The sequence below is a fragment of the Thermoanaerobacter sp. RKWS2 genome (genome assembly GCF_026240795.1).
Lineage (GTDB): Bacteria > Bacillota > Thermoanaerobacteria > Thermoanaerobacterales > Thermoanaerobacteraceae > Thermoanaerobacter > Thermoanaerobacter ethanolicus.
The window spans coordinates 649,844-672,856 of the sequence record NZ_CP110888.1; the positions used below are offsets into that span (position 1 = coordinate 649,844).

Here is a 23,013-nt window from a genome sequence, read left to right on the forward strand (position 1 = left end):
TAATCAGATTATATGGCCTAAAATAGGCTATAATAAGGTTTGATATGTTTTACCACTTAAATTAATATAGAGATTGGGATTAGCACTCACATAAGTTGAGTGCTAACAAATGAAGGAGGAGGGATAAAGAGTATGAGATTAAAACCGCTCGGAGACAGAGTTGTGGTCAAAGTAATCCAGGCAGAAGAAGTTACAAAAGGTGGAGTCATTCTACCTGGTACAGCAAAAGAAAAACCACAACAAGGTGAAGTAGTTGCAGTAGGAACAGGGGAATACATAGACGGCAAAAAGGTAGAATTAGAAGTTAAAGTCGGTGATAGAGTAATCTTCTCCAAGTATGCTGGGACAGAAGTTAAATTAGATGGTGAAGAATATTTACTTTTAAGAGAAAGCGATATTCTAGCAATTATCGAATAAGGAGGTAGTTAAAAATGGCAAAACAAATCAAATATGGTGAAGAAGCTCGTAGAGCATTAGAAAGAGGAGTTAATGCAGTTGCGGATACTGTAAAAGTTACACTAGGACCAAGAGGTCGTAATGTGGTACTTGACAAAAAGTATGGTTCCCCAACAGTAACAAATGACGGTGTTACAATTGCGAGAGAAATTGAATTAGAAGACCCATTTGAAAATCAAGGGGCTCAGCTTTTGAAAGAAGCAGCTACAAAAACTAATGATATTGCTGGTGACGGTACAACAACTGCAACACTTTTAGCACAAGCAATGGTTCGTGAAGGGCTTAAAAACCTCGCTGCAGGAGCTAACCCAATGCTTTTAAGAAGAGGCATTGCAAAAGCTGTTGATGCTGCAGTTGAGGGATTAAAGAGGATATCTAAACCTATAGATAATAAAGAGTCAATTGCTCACGTTGCCTCTATATCAGCAGCTGATGAAGAGATAGGAAAGCTCATTGCAGAAGCAATGGACAAAGTAGGAAAAGATGGAGTTATAACTGTTGAAGAATCAAAAACATTAGGTACAACTCTTGAAGTTGTTGAAGGAATGCAATTTGACAGAGGATATATCTCCCCTTATATGGTGACAGATGCTGAAAAAATGGAGGCAGTATTAGAAGAGCCTGTTATTCTTATAACAGATAAAAAAATCTCAAATATTCAAGATTTGTTACCACTCTTAGAACAAATAGTACAGCAGGGCAAGAAGCTTCTCATTATTGCTGATGACGTAGAAGGAGAAGCATTGGCAACATTAATTGTTAACAAATTAAGAGGTACATTTACATGTGTAGCTGTAAAAGCTCCTGGTTTTGGTGACAGAAGAAAAGAAATGTTACAAGATATAGCAATACTCACAGGCGGTCAAGTAATTTCCGAAGAATTAGGTTATGACTTGAAAGATGTAAGATTAGATATGCTTGGCCGTGCAAGACAAGTAAAAGTTACGAAAGAATATACAACAATTGTAGGTGGCGCAGGTGATCCATCAGAAATTAAGAAGAGAGTAAATCAAATAAAAGCTCAGATTGAAGAAACGACATCAGACTATGACAGAGAGAAATTACAAGAAAGACTTGCAAAATTGGCTGGTGGTGTAGCTGTAATTCAAGCTGGTGCTGCAACTGAGACAGAACTCAAAGAAAAGAAACACAGAATTGAAGACGCATTAGCAGCTACAAAAGCAGCAGTAGAAGAGGGTATAGTACCTGGTGGCGGTATTGCCCTTCTCAATGTAATAGAAGATGTACAAAAAGTAGTTGACTCCTTAGAGGGTGATTTCAAGACGGGTGCTAAGATAGTATTAAGAGCATTAGAAGAGCCTGTAAGACAAATTGCAACAAATGCTGGTGTTGACGGTTCTGTAATAGTAGAAAAAATAAAAGCTGCTAAAGATCCAAACTTCGGATATGATGCTTACAAGGAAGAATTCACAGACATGTTCAAAGCAGGTATTGTGGACCCAACAAAAGTTACAAGGACAGCTTTACAAAATGCTGCGTCAATTGCTTCAATGATACTCACAACAGAGGCAATAGTAGTAGACATACCAGAGAAGAATACAGGAATGCCAAATCCCGGAGCAGGAATGGATATGATGTAATCAAAAAAGGCTGAGTTGAGGCTCAGCCTTTTTTAAGCTTTTTAAACTTGACACTTTTGCGATTGTCTGATAAAATACTTTTGTAATAATATTAAGCGCCCGTAGCTCAGCAGGATAGAGCAGCAGTTTCCTAAACTGCGTGCCGGAGGTTCGAGTCCTCTCGGGCGCACCATTACCATAGAAATTAGTAATATCAAGGATTCTAACTATCTTATAGTTAGAATCCTTTTTTATGTGCGCCCGGCATGGGCGATAACTAGGCGGTGAAAGTCCGCTGTGGGCTTGGTAGTGGGAACCACTAGCCAAGAGCAAGGGTGTCCATCGTGAGGTGGAATCTGAAGGAAGCTTAAGGCAAAATCTCGGTCTGATGAACAAGAACCAGATAAGAGGCTGAATTGGGATGGATGAGTTTGCGTAACAAAACGAAGTCCAACACTACCCGAATCCCATACAGTAAATCTGGCAGATATATGAGATGAAAGTTATCGTTCTTACCCGGGGAGGTCTCAAGGATAAGTCATGGAAGTAAAATCTGAAGTGACAACCCATGCAGTGATGTATGGCTGAACCTTGAGAAGTCAGCAGAGGTCATAGTACTTATCTAGACATGAATAGATAAGGAAGGACCGAACGTTAGGAGGTTTTGGAAATCTTATGGACTCGAAAGATATGCAGAGACTGCAGACAACTCAACAAAGAGGCTATCCGTTGAATAGAGAAATGGAATTTCAAAAGACAACGGAAGTGCATAGTATATCATCGGCGTCGGAAGATGGAAGAAACGAGGTACAAAGATATACCGGCAAGATGCTTGAAATGATAGTAGAACGAGGGAACATGGAAGCAGCATACAAGCGTTGTTGCAAATAAAGGAAGCCATGGAGTCGATGGGATGGGAGTAGATGAACTTCTACCGTATCTCAAAGAAAACTGGGCAACCATAAAACAACAACTGCTGGAGGGGAAATACAAACCACAACCAGTGCGAAGAGTAGAAATTCCCAAACCTGATGGAGGAAAAAGACTACTAGGAATACCTACAGTACTAGACAGACTAATACAACAAGCAATAGCCCAAATACTAAATAAAGTCTACAACCATACATTTTCTGATAGCAGTTATGGATTCAGACCAGGACGCAGTGCAAAAGACGCAATAAAAGCCGCAGAAGCATACATAAATGAAGGATACACATGGGTTGTAGGTATGGACTTAGAAAAGTTCTTTGACAGAGTAAACCACGACATAATAATGTCCAAACTAGAAAAGCGGATAGGAGATAAAAGGGTACTAAAGTTAATACGAAGATACCTAGAATCAGAAGTAATGATAAACGGAATCAAAGTATCAACAGAAGAAGGGACACCCCAAGGAGGGCCATTAAGTCCCCTATTAGCAAACATAATGTTGGACGAACTAGACAAAGAACTTGAAAGGAGAGGGCATAAATTCTGCCGATATGCAGATGACTGCAACATATATGTAAAAAGCAGGTCTGCAGGAAACAGAGTAATGAAGAGCATAAAGAAATTCATAGAAAGCAAATTAAAACTAAAAGTCAACGAAGCAAAAAGTGCTGTAGATAGACCATGGAGAAGAAAATTTCTTGGATTTTCATTCTACACAAAAGAAAACGAAGTAAGAATAAGAATCCATGAAAAATCCATCAAAAGGTTTAAGGAAAAAGTAAGAGAAATAACCAATCGGAACAAGGGAATAAGCATGGAAAACAGAATAAAAAGACTAAATCAAATAACAACAGGATGGGTCAACTATTTTGGATTAGCAGACGCGAAAAGCATAATGAAAACCCTTGACGAATGGATAAGGCGAAGACTAAGGGCATGTATATGGAAACAATGGAAGAAGATAAAAACGAAGCATGATAACTTAGTAAAACTAGGAGTAGAAGAACAAAAAGCCTGGGAATACGCCAATACAAGGAAAGGCTACTGGAGAATATCCAATAGCCCAATCCTAAATAAGACTCTTACAAATAAATACTTTGAAAGCATAGGTTATAAGAGTTTATCCCAAAGATATCTAATTGTACACAATTCCTAATGAACCGCCGTATACCGAACGGTACGTACGGTGGTGTGAGAGGACGCTGAATAAAATAATTATTCAGCTCCTACTCGATGTGCGCCCGGCATGGGCGATAACTAGGCGGTGAAAGTCCGCTGTGGGCTTGGTAGTGGGAACCACTAGCCAAGAGCAAGGGTGTCCATCGTGAGGTGGAATCTGAAGGAAGCTTAAGGCAAAATCTCGGTCTGATGAACAAGAACCAGATAAGAGGCTGAATTGGGATGGATGAGTTTGCGTAACAAAACGAAGTCCAACACTACCCGAATCCCATACAGTAAATCTGGCAGATATATGAGATGAAAGTTATCGTTCTTACCCGGGGAGGTCTCAAGGATAAGTCATGGAAGTAAAATCTGAAGTGACAACCCATGCAGTGATGTATGGCTGAACCTTGAGAAGTCAGCAGAGGTCATAGTACTTATCTAGACATGAATAGATAAGGAAGGACCGAACGTTAGGAGGTTTTGGAAATCTTATGGACTCGAAAGATATGCAGAGACTGCAGACAACTCAACAAAGAGGCTATCCGTTGAATAGAGAAATGGAATTTCAAAAGACAACGGAAGTGCATAGTATATCATCGGCGTCGGAAGATGGAAGAAACGAGGTACAAAGATATACCGGCAAGATGCTTGAAATGATAGTAGAACGAGGGAACATGGAAGCAGCATACAAGCGCGTTGTTGCAAATAAAGGAAGCCATGGAGTCGATGGGATGGGAGTAGATGAACTTCTACCGTATCTCAAAGAAAACTGGGCAACCATAAAACAACAACTGCTGGAGGGGAAATACAAACCACAACCAGTGCGAAGAGTAGAAATTCCCAAACCTGATGGAGGAAAAAGACTACTAGGAATACCTACAGTACTAGACAGACTAATACAACAAGCAATAGCCCAAATACTAAATAAAGTCTACAACCATACATTTTCTGATAGCAGTTATGGATTCAGACCAGGACGCAGTGCAAAAGACGCAATAAAAGCCGCAGAAGCATACATAAATGAAGGATACACATGGGTTGTAGATATGGACTTAGAAAAGTTCTTTGACAGAGTAAACCACGACATAATAATGTCCAAACTAGAAAAGCGGATAGGAGATAAAAGGGTACTAAAGTTAATACGAAGATACCTAGAATCAGAAGTAATGATAAACGGAATCAAAGTATCAACAGAAGAAGGGACACCCCAAGGAGGGCCATTAAGTCCCCTATTAGCAAACATAATGTTGGACGAACTAGACAAAGAACTTGAGAAACGAGGGCATAAATTCTGCCGATATGCAGATGACTGCAACATATATGTAAAAAGCAGGTCTGCAGGAGACAGAGTAATGAAGAGCATAAAGAAATTCATAGAAAGCAAATTAAAACTAAAAGTCAACGAAGCAAAAAGTGCTGTAGATAGACCATGGAGAAGAAAATTTCTTGGATTTTCATTCTATACAAAAGAAAACGAAGTAAGAATAAGAATCCATGAAAAATCCATCAAAAGGTTTAAGGAAAAAGTAAGAGAAATAACCAATCGGAACAAGGGAATAAGCATGGAAAACAGAATAAAAAGACTAAATCAAATAACAACAGGATGGGTCAACTATTTTGGATTAGCAGACGCGAAAAGCATAATGAAAACCCTTGACGAATGGATAAGGCGAAGACTAAGGGCATGTATATGGAAACAATGGAAGAAGATAAAAACGAAGCATGATAACTTAGTAAAACTAGGAGTAGAAGAACAAAAAGCCTGGGAATACGCCAATACAAGGAAAGGCTACTGGAGAATATCCAATAGCCCAATCCTAAATAAGACTCTTACAAATAAATACTTTGAAAGCATAGGTTATAAGAGTTTATCCCAAAGATATCTAATTGTACACAATTCCTAATGAACCGCCGTATACCGAACGGTACGTACGGTGGTGTGAGAGGACGCTGAATAAAATAATTATTCAGCTCCTACTCGATTTTATATGAAAAGTTAGTTTTTTGCTGTTTTTGTGCTGTTGACAGAGACATGTAAATTTGATATATTGAATAATAAATTATTTAGACAAATTAATAACTTTTTAAGAAAGTCCATATAATCCTGTGGATATGGCACGGGAGTTTCTACAAAGCAGCCGTAAACTGCTTTACTATGGGCGGAATTTGCCATTTGTTTTGGCCTGAGGAAATTCTGCCCTCAGGCCTTTAATTTATTCAAGTGTATAAACTGTAAAGTTTTGAAGTAATCTAATTATTTAGCAAAGATTTTATTTGCTAAGTGTGTTATAATAATACTAAAAGGGAGATGTAATCTATGGAGGAAAAGTTTGTTAAAGAAGGATTAACTTTTGATGATGTTCTTTTAATTCCTGCAAAATCTGAAGTCCTTCCTAAGGATGTAGATTTAAAAACAAAACTTACCAAGAAAATCACTTTAAATATTCCCTTAATGAGTGCAGGTATGGATACGGTTACAGAATCCAAACTTGCTATAGCTATAGCAAGGGAAGGCGGCATAGGAGTAATTCACAAAAACATGCCTATTGAAAGACAAGCATTAGAGGTTGACAAAGTTAAAAGGTCAGAGCATGGGGTAATAACAGATCCTTTCTATCTTTCTCCTGATCATACCATAAGAGATGCTGCAGAACTCATGGCAAGGTATAGAATATCGGGAGTACCTATCACTGTGGATTCAAAACTTGTAGGAATAATAACTAATCGTGATATAAGATTTGAAGATGATTTGGATAAACCTATAAGAGAAGTTATGACAAAAGACAATTTAGTAACTGCTCCTCCTGGAACCACTTTAGAGGAAGCAAGACAGATACTAAAAAAACATAAAATAGAAAAATTGCCTTTAGTGGATGAAAACAACGTTTTAAAAGGACTCATAACTATAAAGGACATAGAAAAGGCAATAGAATTTCCCAATGCTGCAAAAGATGGCAAGGGAAGACTTTTAGTGGCTGCTGCTGTCGGTGTTGGAAAAGACATGATGGACAGAGTTAAAGCATTAGTAGAAGCGGGAGTAGATGCTATCGTAATAGATACAGCTCACGGCCATTCTAAGGGAGTTTTAGAGGCTGTCTCTAAGATAAAAGAGAAATACCCAGATTTACAACTAATAGCAGGAAATGTAGCTACGGCTGAGGCTACAAGAGATTTAATTGAAAGAGGGGCTGACTGCGTAAAAGTTGGCATTGGACCAGGGTCAATTTGCACTACGAGAGTGATCGCTGGAGTAGGAGTTCCCCAAATTACTGCTATTTATGATTGTGCTCAAGAAGCGGACAAGTATGGAATACCTATAATAGCAGATGGGGGAATAAAGTATTCAGGAGACATTGTAAAAGCCATTGCAGCAGGGGCTTCTGTGGTTATGCTGGGGAGTCTTTTTGCTGGAACGGAGGAAAGCCCTGGGGAAATTGAAATATATCAAGGTAGGAGTTATAAGGTATATAGAGGTATGGGTTCCTTAGGAGCAATGAAAGAGGGAAGTTCCGATAGGTATTTCCAAGAAGATGTTACTAAATTTGTACCAGAAGGAGTAGAAGGAAGGGTGCCCTATAAAGGGCCTTTAAAAGAAACAGTTTATCAATTGGTTGGCGGTTTGAGAGCAGGAATGGGATATTGTGGTGTTCACAATATTGAAGAATTGAGGACTAAAACAAAATTTGTGAAAATAACACAGGCGGGATTAACTGAAAGTCATCCTCATGATATAATTATTACAAAAGAAGCTCCTAATTATAATTTGAGATAAAAGAGGAGGATTTTAATGGGGATTAAACGTGAAGTAGTGCTTATTTTAGATTTTGGAGGGCAGTATACCCAATTAATTGCCAGAAGAATAAGAGAAGCAAATGTCTTTTGTGAAATTGTTCCTTACAATATTTCTCCAGAGGAAATACGAAAAAAAGAGCCAAAGGGAATTGTGCTTTCTGGAGGGCCAGCCAGTGTCTACGTACAAAATGCTCCTAAGTGTGATAAAGAAATTTTTGAATTGGGCTATCCTGTATTAGGGATATGTTATGGCGCACAGCTTATGACAGAGCTTTTAGGTGGAAAAGTGGCTCCTGCCCCTGTAAAGGAATATGGCAAGACAGAAATTGTCTTAAATAATACTATTCCTTTGTTTAAAGGCATAGAAAGAGACACTATTGTTTGGATGAGCCATACTGATCAAATAGAACTTCCTCCTCCAGATTTTAAGGTAGTAGCTTCTACTGACAATTGCCCTATCGCAGCGATTGCGAATGTAGAAAAGAAGTTGTATGCGGTTCAATTCCATCCTGAAGTTTCACACACTCATAGAGGAACAGAGATTATAAGAAATTTCCTCTTTGAAGTATGTGATTGCGCGGCAGATTGGACAATGGATTCTTTGATTGAGCAGACAGTAAAGGAAATAAAAGCGAAAGTGGGAAAACACAAAGCTGTATGTGCTCTGTCTGGTGGTGTAGATTCTTCAGTTGCTGCTGTTTTAGTAGACAGAGCCATTCACGACCAATTGGTGTGCATTTTTGTTGATACAGGGCTTTTAAGGAAAAATGAAGGAGATATGGTTATTGAAACCTTTAGAAAAAATTATGACATGAACATAATCCGGGTAGATGCAAGGGATAGATTTTTGTCCCGCCTTAAAGGAGTTACGGATCCAGAAGAAAAGAGAAAAATTATTGGTAATGTTTTTATAGAAGTTTTTAAAGAAGAGGCCTTAAAGATAGGAGATGTGAAATTTTTGGTGCAAGGTACTTTGTATCCTGATGTAATAGAAAGTGGCAATGGCGTGTCTTCTACTATTAAAAGTCACCACAATGTTGGAGGTTTGCCTGAAGATATAGGTTTTGAACTTATTGAACCTTTGAGGATGCTTTTTAAAGATGAAGTAAGGCAAGTAGGAAAAGAATTAGGAATCCCTGAGGAGATATTATATAGGCAGCCTTTCCCTGGACCAGGCCTTGCAGTCAGAATTCTTGGAGAAGTTACAGAAGAAAAGTTAGAAATTTTGAGACAAGCTGACAGCATAGTCTTAAGGGAAATGAAAAAGTTTGGCTGGTACAATAAAGTATGGCAATCTTTTGCGATTTTGCCTGGCATAAAAAGTGTTGGAGTTATGGGGGATGAAAGGACTTACGCCTATGCGATAATTTTGAGGGTAGTAGATAGCTACGACGGGATGACGGCGGATTGGACAAAGCTTCCTTATGAAATTTTGGAGAGCATATCTACAAGCATTACTAATGAAGTGCCAGGAGTAAACAGAGTGCTTTACGATATTACTTCGAAACCACCAGCTACCATAGAGTGGGAATAAAAATCCGAACATTAATTTAATTTTTTATAAAAAAATTCACAAATGAGGTTGACTAATATCAAAAAAGTTGATAAGATATAAGTGGGACAATTGAATAAAAATCACTCATATAATCTCGAGAATATGGCTCGAGAGTCTCTACCGAACAACCGTAAATTGTTCGACTATGAGTGAAAGTGTACCTAGGGTTCCAGCCTATTTATAGGTGTTCGGACCGAGCGGTACAGGTATATGTTTATATACCACACCTTAGGGACAAAAGCCCGGGAGGATAGGTTTCACTCTATGTTTTGCTAAAGAAATCTATTCTTCCCGGGTTTGTTTGTTTTAAAGTTACAAAAAAATGTAAAATACTTAGATAGGAGGATTATAATGGAAAAAGTGAGTAAATTGCAGCCGAAGACATCTTTTTACGCATTAGCAAATAGGATTTGGAAACTTGAAAATTACAAGACAAATGTAAAAACAGAAATATTAGCAGGTATTACAACCTTTATAACAATGGCCTACATTATGTTTGTGAATCCCATTATACTAAAAGAAACAGGAATGGATCCAGGAGCCGTTTTTGTAGCTACTTGTCTTTCAGCGGCCATTGGAACTCTCATGATGGCTTTTTACGCTAATTATCCTTTTGCACAAGCTCCAGGTATGGGACTTAACGCTTTCTTTACTTATACTGTCGTTTTAACAATGGGATACAGTTGGCAAGAGGCTTTAGCTGCAGTTTTTTTCTCAGGAATTATATTTATTTTGATTACTTTGTCTGGAATACGGGAAATGATTGTTGATGCTATACCTATGTCTTTAAAATATGCAGTAAGTGGAGGAATAGGTTTATTTATAGCTTTTATTGGACTTAAAAATGCTGGTATAATCGTGGCAAATCAAGCAACTTACATTGGATTTGGCGATTTGACTAATCCTGGGACACTTCTTGCCATTGCGGGACTTTTTATAACAGCGATATTGATGTCAAGAAACGTAAAAGGTTCAATACTTCTTGGCATATTGATAACTACAGTATTGGGACTTTTTACTGGAATAGCGAAATTACCCTCTGATTTTAGTATAATTAAAATGCCACCAAGTCTTGCACCCACATTTCTCAAATTGGATATAAAAGGGCTTTTGGGAATTGGCAAGGATATAGGTTTTCTCTCACTTTTCACCAGTATGTTATATGTAGTTTTATCTTTTACTTTTGTAGATTTATTCGATACTATTGGTACTTTTATAGGAACAGGTTCAAAAGCTGGAATGTTAGATGAAAACGGCAAAATGCCTAATATGAAAAAAGGACTTATGTCAGATGCTATTGCCACCACGATAGGCTCTCTTTTAGGAACTTCTACTGTTACTACTTATGTTGAAAGTGCTGCAGGTATTGCAGAAGGCGGAAGAACAGGTCTTACTGCTTTTGTGACAGGTATTTTGTTTTTAGTGGCACTGTTTTTCTCACCAATAGCTTTGCTGGTGCCTACGCAAGCTACTGCTCCTGCCCTTATTATTGTTGGTGTATTAATGATGGGCTCCATTAAAAACATAAATTTTGAAGATTTTACAGAAGCTATGCCTGCTTTCCTTGCTATAATTGCTATGCCTTTCACCTTTAGCATTGCTAATGGTATTGCTGCAGGGCTTATTGCGTATCCTATTGTAAAAATTGCAGCAGGAAGAGCAAAAGAAATTCATCCTATTGTGTACATTCTTGCGTTTTTATTCATATTACGTTTTGCTACACTTGCTGGTTAAAAATAAGACCCCAATTAGTACTTACTAATTGGGGTCTTAAAAGATAAAAGTAAAGTATAGGAGGTATATAAAAAATGACGCCTAAAGTTGCAATAGTAGTTGGCAGCAAATCTGATTTGCCTGTGGTTGAAAGATGCACAAAAATTCTTGAAGAATTTGAAATTTCCTATGATGTTAAAGTGCTGTCTGCCCATAGAACTCCCTTTGAGACACAAGAGTTTGCTGTAAATGCAGATAAATATTATGATATAATCATTGCAGGTGCTGGAAAAGCTGCTCATCTGCCTGGTGTTATTGCTTCTTATACACTCTTGCCTGTTATTGGCCTTCCAATAAAGTCTTCTATTTTAGATGGTCTTGACTCCCTTTTATCAATTGTTCAAATGCCCAAAGGTGTGCCTGTTGCAACAGTAGCCATAGATGGAGCAGAAAATGCAGCACTTTTAGCTTGTCATATTCTCTCTTTGAAATATACTTATTTAAAGAAGACCTTAGCTGATTATAGGGAGAAAATGGCTGAAGAAGTGTTAAACAATTAAGAGATTGGAGGAGATAAATATGGAAAAAAGAGAATTGCTTTATGAAGGAAAAGCTAAAAAAGTTTATAAGACAGATGAAGAGAATTTTTATATCATCGAATACAAAGATGATGCAACTGCTTTTAATGGTTTAAAGAAAGGCACAATTGCCGAAAAAGGTATAGTAAATAACAAAGTTTCTGCAATTTTATTTGCATTATTAGAAAAAAATAATGTACCCACCCATTATGTGAAAAAACTTAGTGACAGGGAAATGTTGGTTAAAAAGGTTGAGATTTTCCCTTTAGAAGTTATCGTGAGAAATTACGCAGCAGGAAGTATTTGTAAAAGATTAGGTCTTGAAGAAGGACTAAAGTTTAAAACGCCTGTATTAGAATTCTCATATAAAAATGACGAATTAGGAGACCCAATGATTAATGAATATCACATACAAGCTCTCGAATTAGCCACCAAAGAAGAGGTTGAAATTATGACAGGAATGACGTTTAAAGTCAACAAAATTTTGTCAGAATATTTTTTATCTAAAGACATTATCTTGGTAGATTTTAAATTAGAATTTGGTAAAAGTAATGAAGGAATATTATTAGCTGATGAAATTTCTCCTGATACTTGCAGATTTTGGGACAAAAACACTATGGAAAAACTTGATAAAGATAGATTTAGAAAGGATTTGGGCAAAGTAGAAGAAGCATATTTAGAAATTTTAAAAAGACTTGGAGGTATGTAAAGTGCTAATTGCAAAAGTCTATATAACTTTAAAAAAAGGAATACTTGACCCTCAAGGAAAAGCAGTAAAGGGAGCTTTGCACTCATTAGGATACGAAGAAGTAAAAGAGGTGCGAGTTGGGAAATATATAGAATTAACTTTTGAGGATGGCGATTTATCCCTCCTAAATGACAAAGTAGATGAGATGTGCAAAAAGATACTGACAAACCCAATTATTGAAGATTACACCTTTGAAATTGTGGAGGGATAAAGATGAAATTTGCTGTTATAGTTTTTCCAGGGTCCAATTGCGATGTGGACTGCTATTATGCTGTTAAAGATGGGCTTGTTGAAGAAGTAGAATATGTGTGGCATCAAGAAAAAAATTTGAGTAAGTACGATGTTATAATGTTACCAGGAGGATTTTCTTATGGTGATTATTTGAGGGCAGGAGCTATTGCTAGGTTTTCGCCTGTCATGGAGGCTGTCAGGGAAGAAGCAGAAAAAGGAAAATTTATTATAGGCATATGCAACGGATTTCAGATACTTACAGAAGCAGGGCTTTTGCCGGGAGCTTTGAGAAAAAATGAAGGGCTGAAATTTATCTGCAAGACTGTCAGTATAATAGTTGAAAATGACAAAACTCCTTTTACTACAAGGCTTAAAAAAGGGCAGGAGATTTTACTTCCAGTTGCTCATGGAGAAGGCAATTATTATGTAGATGACGAAACTTTAAAAGAATTAAAAGAAAACAATCAAATTGTTTTTAGGTATAAAGAAAATATCAACGGCTCTGTTGAGAGAATAGCCGGAGTTATAAATAAAAAGGGAAATGTTTTAGGGATGATGCCCCATCCAGAGAGAGCTTATACCCCCTTGCTGGGTAATACTGACGGGCTTTATATCTTAGGGTCAATAGTAGATAATTTTGTAAAAGGTGGGGTTTAAGGATGGATAAAATATGGAGAGAATTAGGACTTACTGATGAGGAGTATGAGAAGATTATTTCGATATTAGGCAGAGAGCCTAATATAACTGAATTAGGCATGTATAGTGTTATGTGGTCTGAACATTGTGCCTATAAAAATTCTAAACCTCTTTTAAAATATCTACCTACAAAAGGTGAAAGAGTAATACAAGGACCGGGAGAAAATGCAGGAATATTGGATATTGGAGATAATATGGCAGTTGTGATGAAGATAGAAAGCCATAACCACCCTTCTGCAATTGAACCCTATCAAGGAGCAGCTACAGGTGTTGGGGGAATAATAAGAGATATATTCACAATGGGAGCAAGGCCAATTGCTCTTTTGGATTCTTTGAGATTTGGAATTCCTGAGGATAAAAGGACTAAATATCTCATCGAAAACGTGGTAGCCGGTATAGGAGATTATGGAAATTGCATAGGAATTCCTACAGTGGGTGGTGATACCTATTTTGAAGAAAGTTACAAAGGGAATCCTTTAGTAAATGCGATGTGCGTAGGAATAGTGGAAAAAGAAAAGATAAAAAAAGGGATAGCAAAAGGGATAGGTAATCCTGTTATGATAGTAGGTGCTACTACGGGGAGAGACGGCATTGGAGGTGCAAGTTTTGCTTCTCAGGAATTAAGCGAGGAATCAGAAGAAAAAAGACCTTCTGTTCAGGTTGGCGATCCATTTATGGAAAAACTGCTTTTAGAGGCTTGCTTAGAACTTTTTGAAACAGATGCCGTAGTTGCTATACAAGATATGGGAGCAGCAGGTCTTACTTCTTCTTCTTGCGAGATGGCTTCCCGCGGTGGAGTTGGAATGGAAATTGACCTTGATAAAGTGCCTTTGAGAGAAAAGGGAATGACACCCTATGAAATAATGCTTTCTGAATCTCAGGAGAGGATGTTGGTTGTAGTAGAGAAAGGCAAAGAAGAAGAGGTACAAAAGGTGTTTAAAAAATGGGGGCTGAATGCTGCCACAATAGGGAAAATCACTGATGATGGAATGATAAGAGTGATTAAAGAGGGAAAAATAGTTGCAAAAGTTCCAGCCAAGTCTTTAGCAGAAGATGCCCCACAATATATTAGAGAAGAAGAAGTGCCTAAATGGCAAGAAGAGGTCAAGAAATTGGATATAAATGAAGTAAAACCTCCAGAAGATATGAATAAAGCTCTAAAAGATGTAATTTCTTCTTTAAATATTGCAAGTAAAGAATGGCTATACAGCCAATATGATTACATGGTGAGGACAGACACAGTAATAACTCCAGGAATGGATGCGGCTGTTGTGAGGATAAAAGGTACAAGAAAAGCTGTTGCATTGACAACGGATTGCAATGGTAGATATTGTTATTTAGATCCCTATATAGGTTCTCAGATTGCTGTAGCGGAGGCAGCTCGAAATCTTTGTATGGTTGGTGCTAAGCCTATAGGGGTTACGGATTGTTTGAATTTTGGCAATCCAGAAAAGAAAGAAATATATTGGCAGTTAAAAAATTCTATATTTGGAATAGCTAAAGCCTGCGAAACTTTTCATATACCTGTGGTAAGCGGAAATGTCAGTCTTTACAATGAAAATGAGGGAGAGGCCGTTTATCCTACTCCTGTGATAGGAATGGCAGGCCTTATAGAGGATGTATCAAAAATTTGTACAATGGACTTTAAAAAAGAAAGAGATGTAATTATAATTTTAGGTGAGAATAAAGGAGAGATTGGAGGAAGCGAGTATCTAAAAGTTTGTTTTGGAATGGTAAAAGGGCAACCACCTCAAATAAACTTGGAAGAGGAAAAAAGATTGCAAAAATTGGTGCTAAAACTTATTGATAAAGGCTTAATTAAGTCGTCTCATGACATATCAGAGGGCGGTTTTGCGGTTGCCTTGGTTGAAAGTGCAATTGCAGGCAAAAAAGGTGCAAAAATTTCACTACAAACTTCTCTGAGAGCAGATATAGAGTTGTTCTCTGAATCTCAATCGAGAGCATTAATTACTGTAAGTCCTGAAAAAATAGATGAAGTTTTAAAAATAGCTTATGAGCACCAAGTTCCAGCGAAAAAAGTAGGGGTTGTAGAGGATAAAGATATTGTAATTGATGTAAATGGTAAAAGAATAATAGACCTTCCTTTAGAAGTTTTAGAGGAAAGCTGGAGAGGGAGAATAAAATGGGAAATGGAGAGAAGTTAAAAGAGGAATGTGGTGTTTTTGGTGCTTTTAGTTTGTCTACTTCAGTAACTTCGTATATCTATTATGGTTTACAAGCTTTGCAGCACAGAGGGCAGGAAAGTTCAGGTATAGCTATTTATGATGGCGAAAAAATAAATTGTATTAAGGGGTTGGGACTTGTCAGCGAGGTCTTTAATAAGGAAAATTTAAAGACATTAGAGGGAAAAATGGGGATAGGCCATGTAAGGTATTCTACTACAGGCAGCAATGACATTATAAATGCTCAACCCCTCGTTGCTAATTTTAAGAATGAATATATGGCTCTTGCCCATAATGGCAATTTGATAAACGCAGAAGAGCTAAGAGGCCAATTGGAGGAGGACGGCAGAATATTTCAAACTACAACTGATAGTGAAATAATTCTTCATTTAATTGCAAAGAATTTCCAAAGGGGCTTAATAGAAGCCCTTTTGGAAACAATAAAACAAATAAAAGGTTCATACGCTTTGGTGATTTTAACAGACAATAAATTAATAGGGATAAGAGATGTAAACAGTATAAGGCCTCTTTGTATAGGTAAAAAAGATGACACTTATTTCTTATCTTCTGAATCTTGTGCCTTTGACGTAATAGGAGCAGAGTTAATACGAGATGTGGAAGCAGGTGAAATAGTTATAATTGATGAAAAAGGTATAGATTCTGTTAAGTTAGAAGTAGAAGAAAAAAGAAGCCTTGTGTTTTTGAATACATCTATTTTGCTAGACCTGACAGTGTCATAGATGGAAAAAGTGTTTATTTTACACGATTGGAGATGGGGAAAAGATTAGCTGAAGAAGCACCTGTAGATGCAGACTTGGTAGTACCAGTTCCAGATTCAGGCATTGCCGCTGCAAGAGGTTACTCTCTCAAAACAGGTATACCAATGGGTGAAGGACTTATAAAAAATAAATACATTGGAAGGACTTTTATTGCTCCCGACCAAAGGGATAGAGAGACAGGGGTGAGGATAAAGTTAAATGTTTTAAAAGAATTAATACAAGGCAAAAGGATAGTTTTAATAGATGATTCAATTGTTAGAGGTACTACTATGAAGAGATTGGTGAGTTTATTAAAAAGTGGGGGAGCAAAAGAGGTTCATGTGAGGATAAGTTCACCTCCTGTTAAATATTCCTGCTACTTTGGAATTGATACTCCGACAAAAAAAGAATTGATAGCGACGAGGATGTCAGTTGAAGAGATATGCAAATTAATAGGAGCTGACAGCCTACAGTTTTTAAGTATTGAAGGGCTTATAAAAAGTGTAGGACTTAAATCTATTTGCACAGGTTGCTTTGATGGCAACTATCCTATGTATGTTCTAAAAGAAGGAAGCAAGTATCTTTTTGAGAAAAAATAAAAAGTAGGTGTATGATTATGAATTATAAGGATGCTGGGGTAAATATAGATGAAGGCAATAAACTGGTGGAAATGATAAAACCTATTGCAAAAAAGACTTTGACAGACAATGTTTTGGAAGGCATTGGGGGATTTGCAGCTCTTTTTGAGATAAAAAATTACAAAAACCCTGTAATCGTGTCAAGCACTGATGGAGTTGGGACAAAACTTAAAATAGCCTTTATGATGGACAAACACGATACTGTAGGAATAGACCTTGTAGCTATGTGTGTAAATGACATTATTGTAACTGGTGCTAAGCCTTTGTTTTTTCTTGACTATTTTGCTACTGGAAAGTTAAAAAGTGAAGTGGCAGTAGAAGTAATCAAAGGAATAGCAGAGGGTTGTAAAATAGCCGGTTGTGCTTTGATAGGAGGAGAAACAGCAGAACTTCCAGGTTTTTATAAAGAAGGAGAGTACGATTTAGCAGGCTTTTGTGTAGGAATTGCAGAAAAAGAAGAGCTGATTGATACAAAATCAATAAAAGAAGGAGATGCCATAATTGGGCTTGCCTCTTCTGGAATTCACAGCAATGGCTATTCTTTAGTGAGGAAAGTGTTTTTTGAGAAAAACAATTTTTCAGTAAAAGACTTTATACCAGAGCTTGGGATGGATTTAGGAGATGCACTCCTTACTCCTACAAAAATATATGTCAAGTCAATAGAGGCTTTAAAAGGGTTAAAAATTAAAGGGATGGCTCATATTACCGGGGGAGGTTTTATTGATAATATTCCAAGAATACTAAGAAAAAGTATAGATGCAAAAATAAATAAAGGAAGTTGGGAAATTCCAGCTATTTTTGAATTAATTCAAAGATTGGGAGATATTGAAGAAAGAGAACTGTATCGTACTTTTAATATGGGGATTGGCATGGTAGTTATAGTAGACCCATCTGATGTAGATAAGGCTTTAGAAAAATTAAATGGCATGGGTGAAAAAGCTTATGTAATAGGGGAGATAGTAGAAGGCGAAGGCGGTGTAATTTTATGAACCTTGTGGTGATGGCATCAGGTAACGGGACTGATTTGCAGTCAATAATTGATGCCATTGAAGCAGGATATATCAATGCCAGGATAATTGCTGTCATTAGCGATAAAAAAGGAGCTTATGCTCTTGAAAGGGCAAAAAAACACGGAATTGCTACTTACTGCCTTCCCAAAAAAGAATTGAAAGAAAATTTTCAAAGAGAGTTATTAAAGCTTCTTGAAAAATTGAATCCGGATGGAATAATTCTTGCAGGTTTTTTGACAATTCTCAGTGGAGAAATTGTAGAAAGATTTGAAAACAAGATAATAAATATACATCCCTCACTTATTCCTGCCTTTTGTGGCAAAGGATTTTATGGAATGAAGGTACATCAGGCGGTCTATGAATACGGAGTAAAATACACCGGCTGTACCGTTCACTTTGTGGACAGTGGTGCTGATACTGGACCTATTATTTTTCAAGAAGTTGTGAAAATCGATGAAGAGGATACGCCAGAGACCATTGCTAAAAAAGTGCTGGAAGTAGAACACAAAGTTTTACCTTATGCAGTTAAGCTTTTTACAGAAGGGAAGTTAAAAGTCGAAGGTAGAAAAGTGAAAATATTAAAGTTTTAAAAGGGATTATAAAACTGTAAAAAGGAGGCAATTCTATGGCCAAAAAAGCGTTAATAAGCGTTTCAAAAAAGAAGGCATAGTGGAATTTGCCAAAAAGCTTAATGAATTAGGATATGAAATAATATCAACAGGAGGGACTTATAATCTTCTTAAAGAAAATAGAGTAAATGTAGTAAAGGTATCAGACATAACAGGTTTCCCTGAAATTATGGATGGTAGAGTAAAGACGCTTCATCCTAAAATTCATGGAGGGCTTCTTGCAATAAGAGACAATGAAGAGCACATTAAAGCTTTAAAAGAACATGGCATTGAGCCAATAGATATAGTTGTCATAAATTTATATCCTTTTAAAGAGACAATCCTAAAAGAAAATGTGACTTTAGAAGAAGCGATAGAAAATATAGACATTGGCGGTCCTTCAATGATAAGGGCTGCAGCTAAAAACTACAAATATGTGACTATTCTTGTAGATCCAAAGGATTATGATGCAGTCATTGAAGAAATAAAACAATATGGCAATACAAAAGAAGAGACGAGATTTTATCTGGCAGCAAAAGCTTTTGGACATACAGCCCTTTACGATTCTTTGATATACAACTATTTGATACAAAAAAATAACATAGAGTTTCCCGAAGTTGTGGCCTTTGCCTATGAAAAAGCTCAAGACATGAGATATGGTGAAAATCCTCATCAAAAGGCGGCTTTTTACAAAAATCCTATTAAAGCCTATGGTATTGCAGAATGTGAGCAGTTGCACGGCAAAGAGCTCTCTTTTAACAATATAAACGATGCAAATGCGGCAATAGAGCTCTTAAGAGAGTTTAAAGAGCCTGCAGCAGTTGCCGTAAAGCACACAAATCCTTGTGGAGTAGCTATTGCAGATAATATATACAATGCTTACTTAAAAGCATATGAGAGTGACCCTGTTTCTATTTTTGGGGGAATTGTAGCATTAAATAGAACTGTAGATGTTAAAACAGCTGAAGAACTTATAAAAATATTCTTAGAAATAGTAATTGCTCCAGACTTTGAAGAAGAGTCCTTAGAGATTTTAAAGAAAAAGAAAAACTTAAGGATATTGAGATTAAAAGAAGGATATGAAAAAGAATATGATTTAAAGAAAGTAGAAGGCGGACTTTTAGTACAAGAAAAGGATGAAATAGATTTAGATGAGAATAATTTGAAAGTAGTTACTAAAAAAGCACCTACTCAAAAAGAGATGGAAGATTTAAGGTTTGCCTGGAAGGTAGTAAAGCACGTAAAATCCAATGCGATTGTTTTAGCAAAAGATGGAGCTACAGTAGGTATTGGCGTGGGACAAGTCAACAGGATATGGCCGACAGAACAAGCAATCAAACAAGCAGGCGAAAAAGCAAAGGGAAGTGTCCTTGCATCAGATGCCTTTTTCCCATTTCCAGATGTTGTGGAAGCGGCTGTAAAAGGCGGTATAACTGCCATAATCCAACCAGGCGGCTCACAAAACGATGCTTTATCAATTGAAGCTGCAGACAAAGGCGGTATATCAATGATATTCACTGGCATAAGGCATTTTAAACATTGAGGAGGAATTTGTATGAAGGTTTTAGTCATAGGGGGCGGAGGAAGAGAACATGCAATTGTTCACAAACTTTCACAAAGTTCTAAAGTGGATAAAATCTACTGTGCTCCCGGAAATGCTGGCATAGGTCTTTTGGCAGAATGTGTTGATATAAAAATTGGAGATATTGAAAAGCTTAAAGAATTTGCCATAAAAAATAACATTGATTTAACAGTTGTAGGGCCAGAGATGCCACTGGTACAAGGTATTGTGGATGAATTTGAGAAAGCAGGGCTTAAAATCTTTGGGCCTAATAAAAGTGCTGCGGCTATTGAGGGAAGCAAATATTTTGCTAAACAGCTTCTTTCTAAATACAATATTCCTACTGGAAGGTTTAAAGCCTTTGACAAATATCAGGAGGCTTTGAAGTTTTTAAAAGAGACATGGTATCCTGCTGTGATGAAAGCAGATGGACTGGCACAAGGTAAAGGAGTGTTTATTGTAAAAGACTTTATAGAAGCAAAAGAAGCTCTAGACTTAATGATGAAAAAAAGGATATTTGGTGCATCAGGAGATATCATAATAATAGAAGAGATGCTTTTTGGAAAAGAAGCGTCAGTATTCGCATTTACAGATGGAGAAAATATTTTACCTATGGTTTCTGCTATGGATTATAAAAAGATCTATGAAGGAGACAAAGGTCCTAACACTGGAGGTATGGGAAGCATTGCACCAAATCCTTATCTTGAGGAAGAAACTTTAAAAGAAGTGATGGAAAGCATTTTAAAACCAATGGTAAAGGCACTTCAAAAAGAAGGCATTGTATATAAAGGAGTGTTATACGCAGGTTTAATGCTTACAAAAGAAGGACCTAAGGTTTTAGAATTTAATGCAAGATTTGGAGACCCTGAAACACAAGTTGTACTGCCTCTTTTAAAAACAGACCTTATTGATATAATGGAAGCTACCATAGAAGGAAAACTTGATAAAATACAAATTGAATGGGAAGACAAAAAGGCTGTATGTGCCGTTGCGGTATCAAACGGTTACCCAGGGGAATATCAGACTGGTTTTGAGATAACAGGGTTAGAAAAAGTAAAAGAAGCATTTGTATATCATGCAGGGACGGTATTAAAAGATGGTAAAATTGTCACATCAGGAGGAAGAGTGCTTGCTGTTACCTCAATAGGGGATTCATATGAAGAAGCGAGAGAAAAAGTTTATAGAGAAATTAAAAAAATAAGCTTTAAAGGGATGTACTATAGAAAAGATATTGCTTTGGTAAGCCAGGTGTAAACCTGGCGTTTTTAATCAGTTTAAAGTTATGGTATAATATCTACTAACATATGCCTTAATTTTTTAAAAATGGGGGAGAAATTATGCCCAAAGACCATGTAAAACTTTTTGATATTATATCTCCAATTTATGGGTGGTTTTTTAATTCTCAAGTGGAATATTATAGGAAAGTTTTAGCTATTTTGAAAGAACATATTGATTTAGGAAATTACATAAAATTTTTAGATGTCGGATGTGGTACAGGTGCATTGTGTTATGTATTAAGGGAAGCTGGCTTTGAGGTTTCTGGGGTGGAAGTTTCCGCAGGTATGTTAGCACAAGCGATGAAAAGGCTGAAAAACACGGATATTAAGGCATATAAGATAAATCCAGGTGAAGGGTTTCCCTTCGAAGATAATTTTTTTGATGTGATTACAGCTTCTTATGTGGCTCATGGTATTAAAAAGAATGAGCGGGAAATATTATATAAAGAGATGTCAAGGGTCGCAAAGCATTATGTAATTCTTCATGACTACAATCAAAACAGAGACTTTTTTACTTCATTTGTGGAATGGTTGGAAGGTGGAGATTATTTTAATTTTGTAAAAGAAGTTAAAAAAGAACTAAAAGAAAACTTTAAAGAAGTAAAAATGGTAGATGTCAGTTCAAAAGCTTCTTTATACATCTTACAACCTAATAAATAAATTATGATATAATAAATACCATGGTGTGAATAATTAATTGGCTTAAATTTTTATTAGGGTGTGGTGAAATGGACTCAAGACCAATAGGTGTTTTTGACTCTGGAGTAGGAGGACTTACAGTACTAAAAAGACTTGTTGAGGTTTTACCAGGAGAAGACTATATTTACTTTGGTGATACAAAAAGAGTTCCCTATGGCGATAGAAGTGAAGAAGAGATAAAAAAATTTGCAAAACAGATTTTAAATTTTATGAGAGAGCAAAAAGTAAAAGCTGTAGTAATAGCTTGTAATACTACTTGTGCAGTTATAAATAAAAGCGAATATGATGTAGTTCTTTTTGATGTTTTAAAAGCAGGGGCAGAGAGCGCTGCCCTATACACTATAAATAAAAAAATAGGTGTTATTGCAACTACAAGAACTGTTGAAAGCAAAAGCTATGAAAAGAATATAAAAATTATTGATAAAAATATTGAAGTTTACCAAAAGGCATGTCCTGAGTTTGTCCCACTTATTGAAAAAGGGCTATATAATTCGCCAATAGCCTATGAAACTGCTAGCAAGTGTTTAAAAGAATTGAAAGAAAAAGATATAGATACTCTTGTTTTAGGTTGTACCCATTATCCTTTAATGGCTTCAGTTATAGAAGAGATAATGGGAGAAAATGTAAAAATAGTAGACCCTGCAATTAAATTAGCCTATGATGTGAAAGATTATTTATTAAAGAAAGATTTATTAAATCCTCAAATCAGGGGTAAGGCAGAATTTTTTGTAAGTGGAGATAAAGATAATTTTATCAAAACGGCAGAAATGCTATTAGGCGAGAAAATTGAGAATGTTTTGCATGTAGACATAGAAAAATATTAAAAAACAGGTGGG

At 36.6% G+C, this 23,013-nt stretch carries 16 protein-coding genes, 1 tRNA gene, 3 pseudogenes and 2 riboswitches; all 20 genes and pseudogenes read left to right on the plus strand.

What is annotated here, in order from left to right:
* Positions 1–132 precede the first annotated feature (132 nt).
* The gene (groES, locus tag OEI98_RS03270) at positions 133–417 is read left to right on the plus strand and encodes a co-chaperone GroES (RefSeq protein WP_003870514.1); all 285 of its coding nucleotides are present in this window, start codon (positions 133–135) and stop codon (positions 415–417) included.
* A 14-nt stretch (positions 418–431) separates the two neighbouring features.
* Positions 432–2,057 (plus strand): chaperonin GroEL, encoded by a 1,626-nt coding sequence (groL, locus tag OEI98_RS03275; protein ID WP_003870513.1) that lies wholly within the window; start codon positions 432–434, stop codon positions 2,055–2,057.
* 95 nt (positions 2,058–2,152) lie between these two features.
* A tRNA-Arg gene (locus OEI98_RS03280) sits at positions 2,153–2,229 on the plus strand.
* Positions 2,230–2,711: 482 nt separating this feature from the next.
* Positions 2,712–4,122 (plus strand): annotated as a pseudogene (gene ltrA / locus OEI98_RS03285) (group II intron reverse transcriptase/maturase).
* 499 nt (positions 4,123–4,621) lie between these two features.
* Entirely contained in the window at positions 4,622–6,034 is a 1,413-nt protein-coding gene (gene ltrA, locus OEI98_RS03290) for a group II intron reverse transcriptase/maturase (RefSeq protein WP_266039575.1), read from the plus strand.
* A 170-nt stretch (positions 6,035–6,204) separates the two neighbouring features.
* A riboswitch (purine riboswitch) is annotated at positions 6,205–6,306 on the plus strand.
* Positions 6,307–6,447: 141 nt separating this feature from the next.
* Entirely contained in the window at positions 6,448–7,902 is a 1,455-nt protein-coding gene (gene guaB, locus OEI98_RS03295; protein WP_004402439.1) for an IMP dehydrogenase, read from the plus strand.
* Between the two features lie 15 nt (positions 7,903–7,917).
* Positions 7,918–9,456, plus strand: a complete 1,539-nt coding sequence (gene guaA / locus OEI98_RS03300) for a glutamine-hydrolyzing GMP synthase (RefSeq protein ID WP_006570039.1) — start codon at positions 7,918–7,920, stop codon at positions 9,454–9,456.
* A gap of 85 nt (positions 9,457–9,541) precedes the next feature.
* Positions 9,542–9,643: riboswitch (purine riboswitch) on the plus strand.
* A 185-nt stretch (positions 9,644–9,828) separates the two neighbouring features.
* Positions 9,829–11,211, plus strand: a complete 1,383-nt coding sequence (locus OEI98_RS03305; protein ID WP_003870509.1) for an NCS2 family permease — start codon at positions 9,829–9,831, stop codon at positions 11,209–11,211.
* Between the two features lie 74 nt (positions 11,212–11,285).
* The gene (gene purE, locus OEI98_RS03310; RefSeq protein WP_003870508.1) at positions 11,286–11,750 is read left to right on the plus strand and encodes a 5-(carboxyamino)imidazole ribonucleotide mutase; all 465 of its coding nucleotides are present in this window, start codon (positions 11,286–11,288) and stop codon (positions 11,748–11,750) included.
* 19 nt (positions 11,751–11,769) lie between these two features.
* Positions 11,770–12,477, plus strand: a complete 708-nt coding sequence (gene purC / locus OEI98_RS03315) for a phosphoribosylaminoimidazolesuccinocarboxamide synthase (RefSeq protein ID WP_004402436.1) — start codon at positions 11,770–11,772, stop codon at positions 12,475–12,477.
* A 1-nt stretch (position 12,478) separates the two neighbouring features.
* On the plus strand, positions 12,479–12,727 hold the full coding sequence (gene purS / locus OEI98_RS03320; protein WP_266039582.1) for a phosphoribosylformylglycinamidine synthase subunit PurS: 249 nt from the start codon (positions 12,479–12,481) through the stop codon (positions 12,725–12,727).
* Between the two features lie 2 nt (positions 12,728–12,729).
* A complete protein-coding gene (gene purQ, locus OEI98_RS03325) occupies positions 12,730–13,404 on the plus strand; it encodes a phosphoribosylformylglycinamidine synthase subunit PurQ (protein WP_266039584.1) in 675 nt (224 codons plus the stop codon).
* A gap of 2 nt (positions 13,405–13,406) precedes the next feature.
* A complete protein-coding gene (purL, locus tag OEI98_RS03330) occupies positions 13,407–15,608 on the plus strand; it encodes a phosphoribosylformylglycinamidine synthase subunit PurL (protein WP_266039586.1) in 2,202 nt (733 codons plus the stop codon).
* Positions 15,587–16,983, plus strand: a pseudogene (gene purF, locus OEI98_RS03335) (amidophosphoribosyltransferase). Before purL ends, purF begins: the two are co-directional and overlap by 22 nt.
* A gap of 17 nt (positions 16,984–17,000) precedes the next feature.
* Entirely contained in the window at positions 17,001–18,011 is a 1,011-nt protein-coding gene (gene purM / locus OEI98_RS03340) for a phosphoribosylformylglycinamidine cyclo-ligase (RefSeq protein WP_004402430.1), read from the plus strand.
* Positions 18,008–18,622, plus strand: coding sequence for a phosphoribosylglycinamide formyltransferase (gene purN / locus OEI98_RS03345; protein ID WP_004402429.1), 615 nt, complete (start codon positions 18,008–18,010; stop codon positions 18,620–18,622). The genes purM and purN overlap by 4 nt, the downstream gene beginning before the upstream one ends.
* Before the next feature lie 35 nt (positions 18,623–18,657).
* A pseudogene (purH, locus tag OEI98_RS03350) lies at positions 18,658–20,183 on the plus strand (bifunctional phosphoribosylaminoimidazolecarboxamide formyltransferase/IMP cyclohydrolase).
* A 12-nt stretch (positions 20,184–20,195) separates the two neighbouring features.
* Positions 20,196–21,455, plus strand: coding sequence for a phosphoribosylamine--glycine ligase (purD, locus tag OEI98_RS03355; RefSeq protein ID WP_266039588.1), 1,260 nt, complete (start codon positions 20,196–20,198; stop codon positions 21,453–21,455).
* Positions 21,456–21,538: 83 nt separating this feature from the next.
* Positions 21,539–22,138, plus strand: coding sequence for a class I SAM-dependent methyltransferase (locus OEI98_RS03360; protein WP_004402426.1), 600 nt, complete (start codon positions 21,539–21,541; stop codon positions 22,136–22,138).
* A 68-nt stretch (positions 22,139–22,206) separates the two neighbouring features.
* The gene (murI, locus tag OEI98_RS03365; RefSeq protein ID WP_004402425.1) at positions 22,207–23,001 is read left to right on the plus strand and encodes a glutamate racemase; all 795 of its coding nucleotides are present in this window, start codon (positions 22,207–22,209) and stop codon (positions 22,999–23,001) included.
* Positions 23,002–23,013 lie beyond the last annotated feature (12 nt).

What these genes read in the sequence shown, in the direction of transcription:
- groES (WP_003870514.1), top strand. Translation starts at nt 133, where the DNA reads ATGAGATTAAAACCGCTCGGAGACAGAGTTGTGGTCAAAGTAATCCAG.
- groL (WP_003870513.1), top strand. Translation starts at nt 432, where the DNA reads ATGGCAAAACAAATCAAATATGGTGAAGAAGCTCGTAGAGCATTAGAA.
- ltrA (WP_266039575.1), top strand. Translation starts at nt 4,622, where the DNA reads ATGGACTCGAAAGATATGCAGAGACTGCAGACAACTCAACAAAGAGGC.
- guaB (WP_004402439.1), top strand. Translation starts at nt 6,448, where the DNA reads ATGGAGGAAAAGTTTGTTAAAGAAGGATTAACTTTTGATGATGTTCTT.
- guaA (WP_006570039.1), top strand. Translation starts at nt 7,918, where the DNA reads ATGGGGATTAAACGTGAAGTAGTGCTTATTTTAGATTTTGGAGGGCAG.
- OEI98_RS03305 (WP_003870509.1), top strand. Translation starts at nt 9,829, where the DNA reads ATGGAAAAAGTGAGTAAATTGCAGCCGAAGACATCTTTTTACGCATTA.
- purE (WP_003870508.1), top strand. Translation starts at nt 11,286, where the DNA reads ATGACGCCTAAAGTTGCAATAGTAGTTGGCAGCAAATCTGATTTGCCT.
- purC (WP_004402436.1), top strand. Translation starts at nt 11,770, where the DNA reads ATGGAAAAAAGAGAATTGCTTTATGAAGGAAAAGCTAAAAAAGTTTAT.
- purQ (WP_266039584.1), top strand. Translation starts at nt 12,730, where the DNA reads ATGAAATTTGCTGTTATAGTTTTTCCAGGGTCCAATTGCGATGTGGAC.
- purL (WP_266039586.1), top strand. Translation starts at nt 13,407, where the DNA reads ATGGATAAAATATGGAGAGAATTAGGACTTACTGATGAGGAGTATGAG.
- purM (WP_004402430.1), top strand. Translation starts at nt 17,001, where the DNA reads ATGAATTATAAGGATGCTGGGGTAAATATAGATGAAGGCAATAAACTG.
- purN (WP_004402429.1), top strand. Translation starts at nt 18,008, where the DNA reads ATGAACCTTGTGGTGATGGCATCAGGTAACGGGACTGATTTGCAGTCA.
- purD (WP_266039588.1), top strand. Translation starts at nt 20,196, where the DNA reads ATGAAGGTTTTAGTCATAGGGGGCGGAGGAAGAGAACATGCAATTGTT.
- OEI98_RS03360 (WP_004402426.1), top strand. Translation starts at nt 21,539, where the DNA reads ATGCCCAAAGACCATGTAAAACTTTTTGATATTATATCTCCAATTTAT.
- murI (WP_004402425.1), top strand. Translation starts at nt 22,207, where the DNA reads ATGGACTCAAGACCAATAGGTGTTTTTGACTCTGGAGTAGGAGGACTT.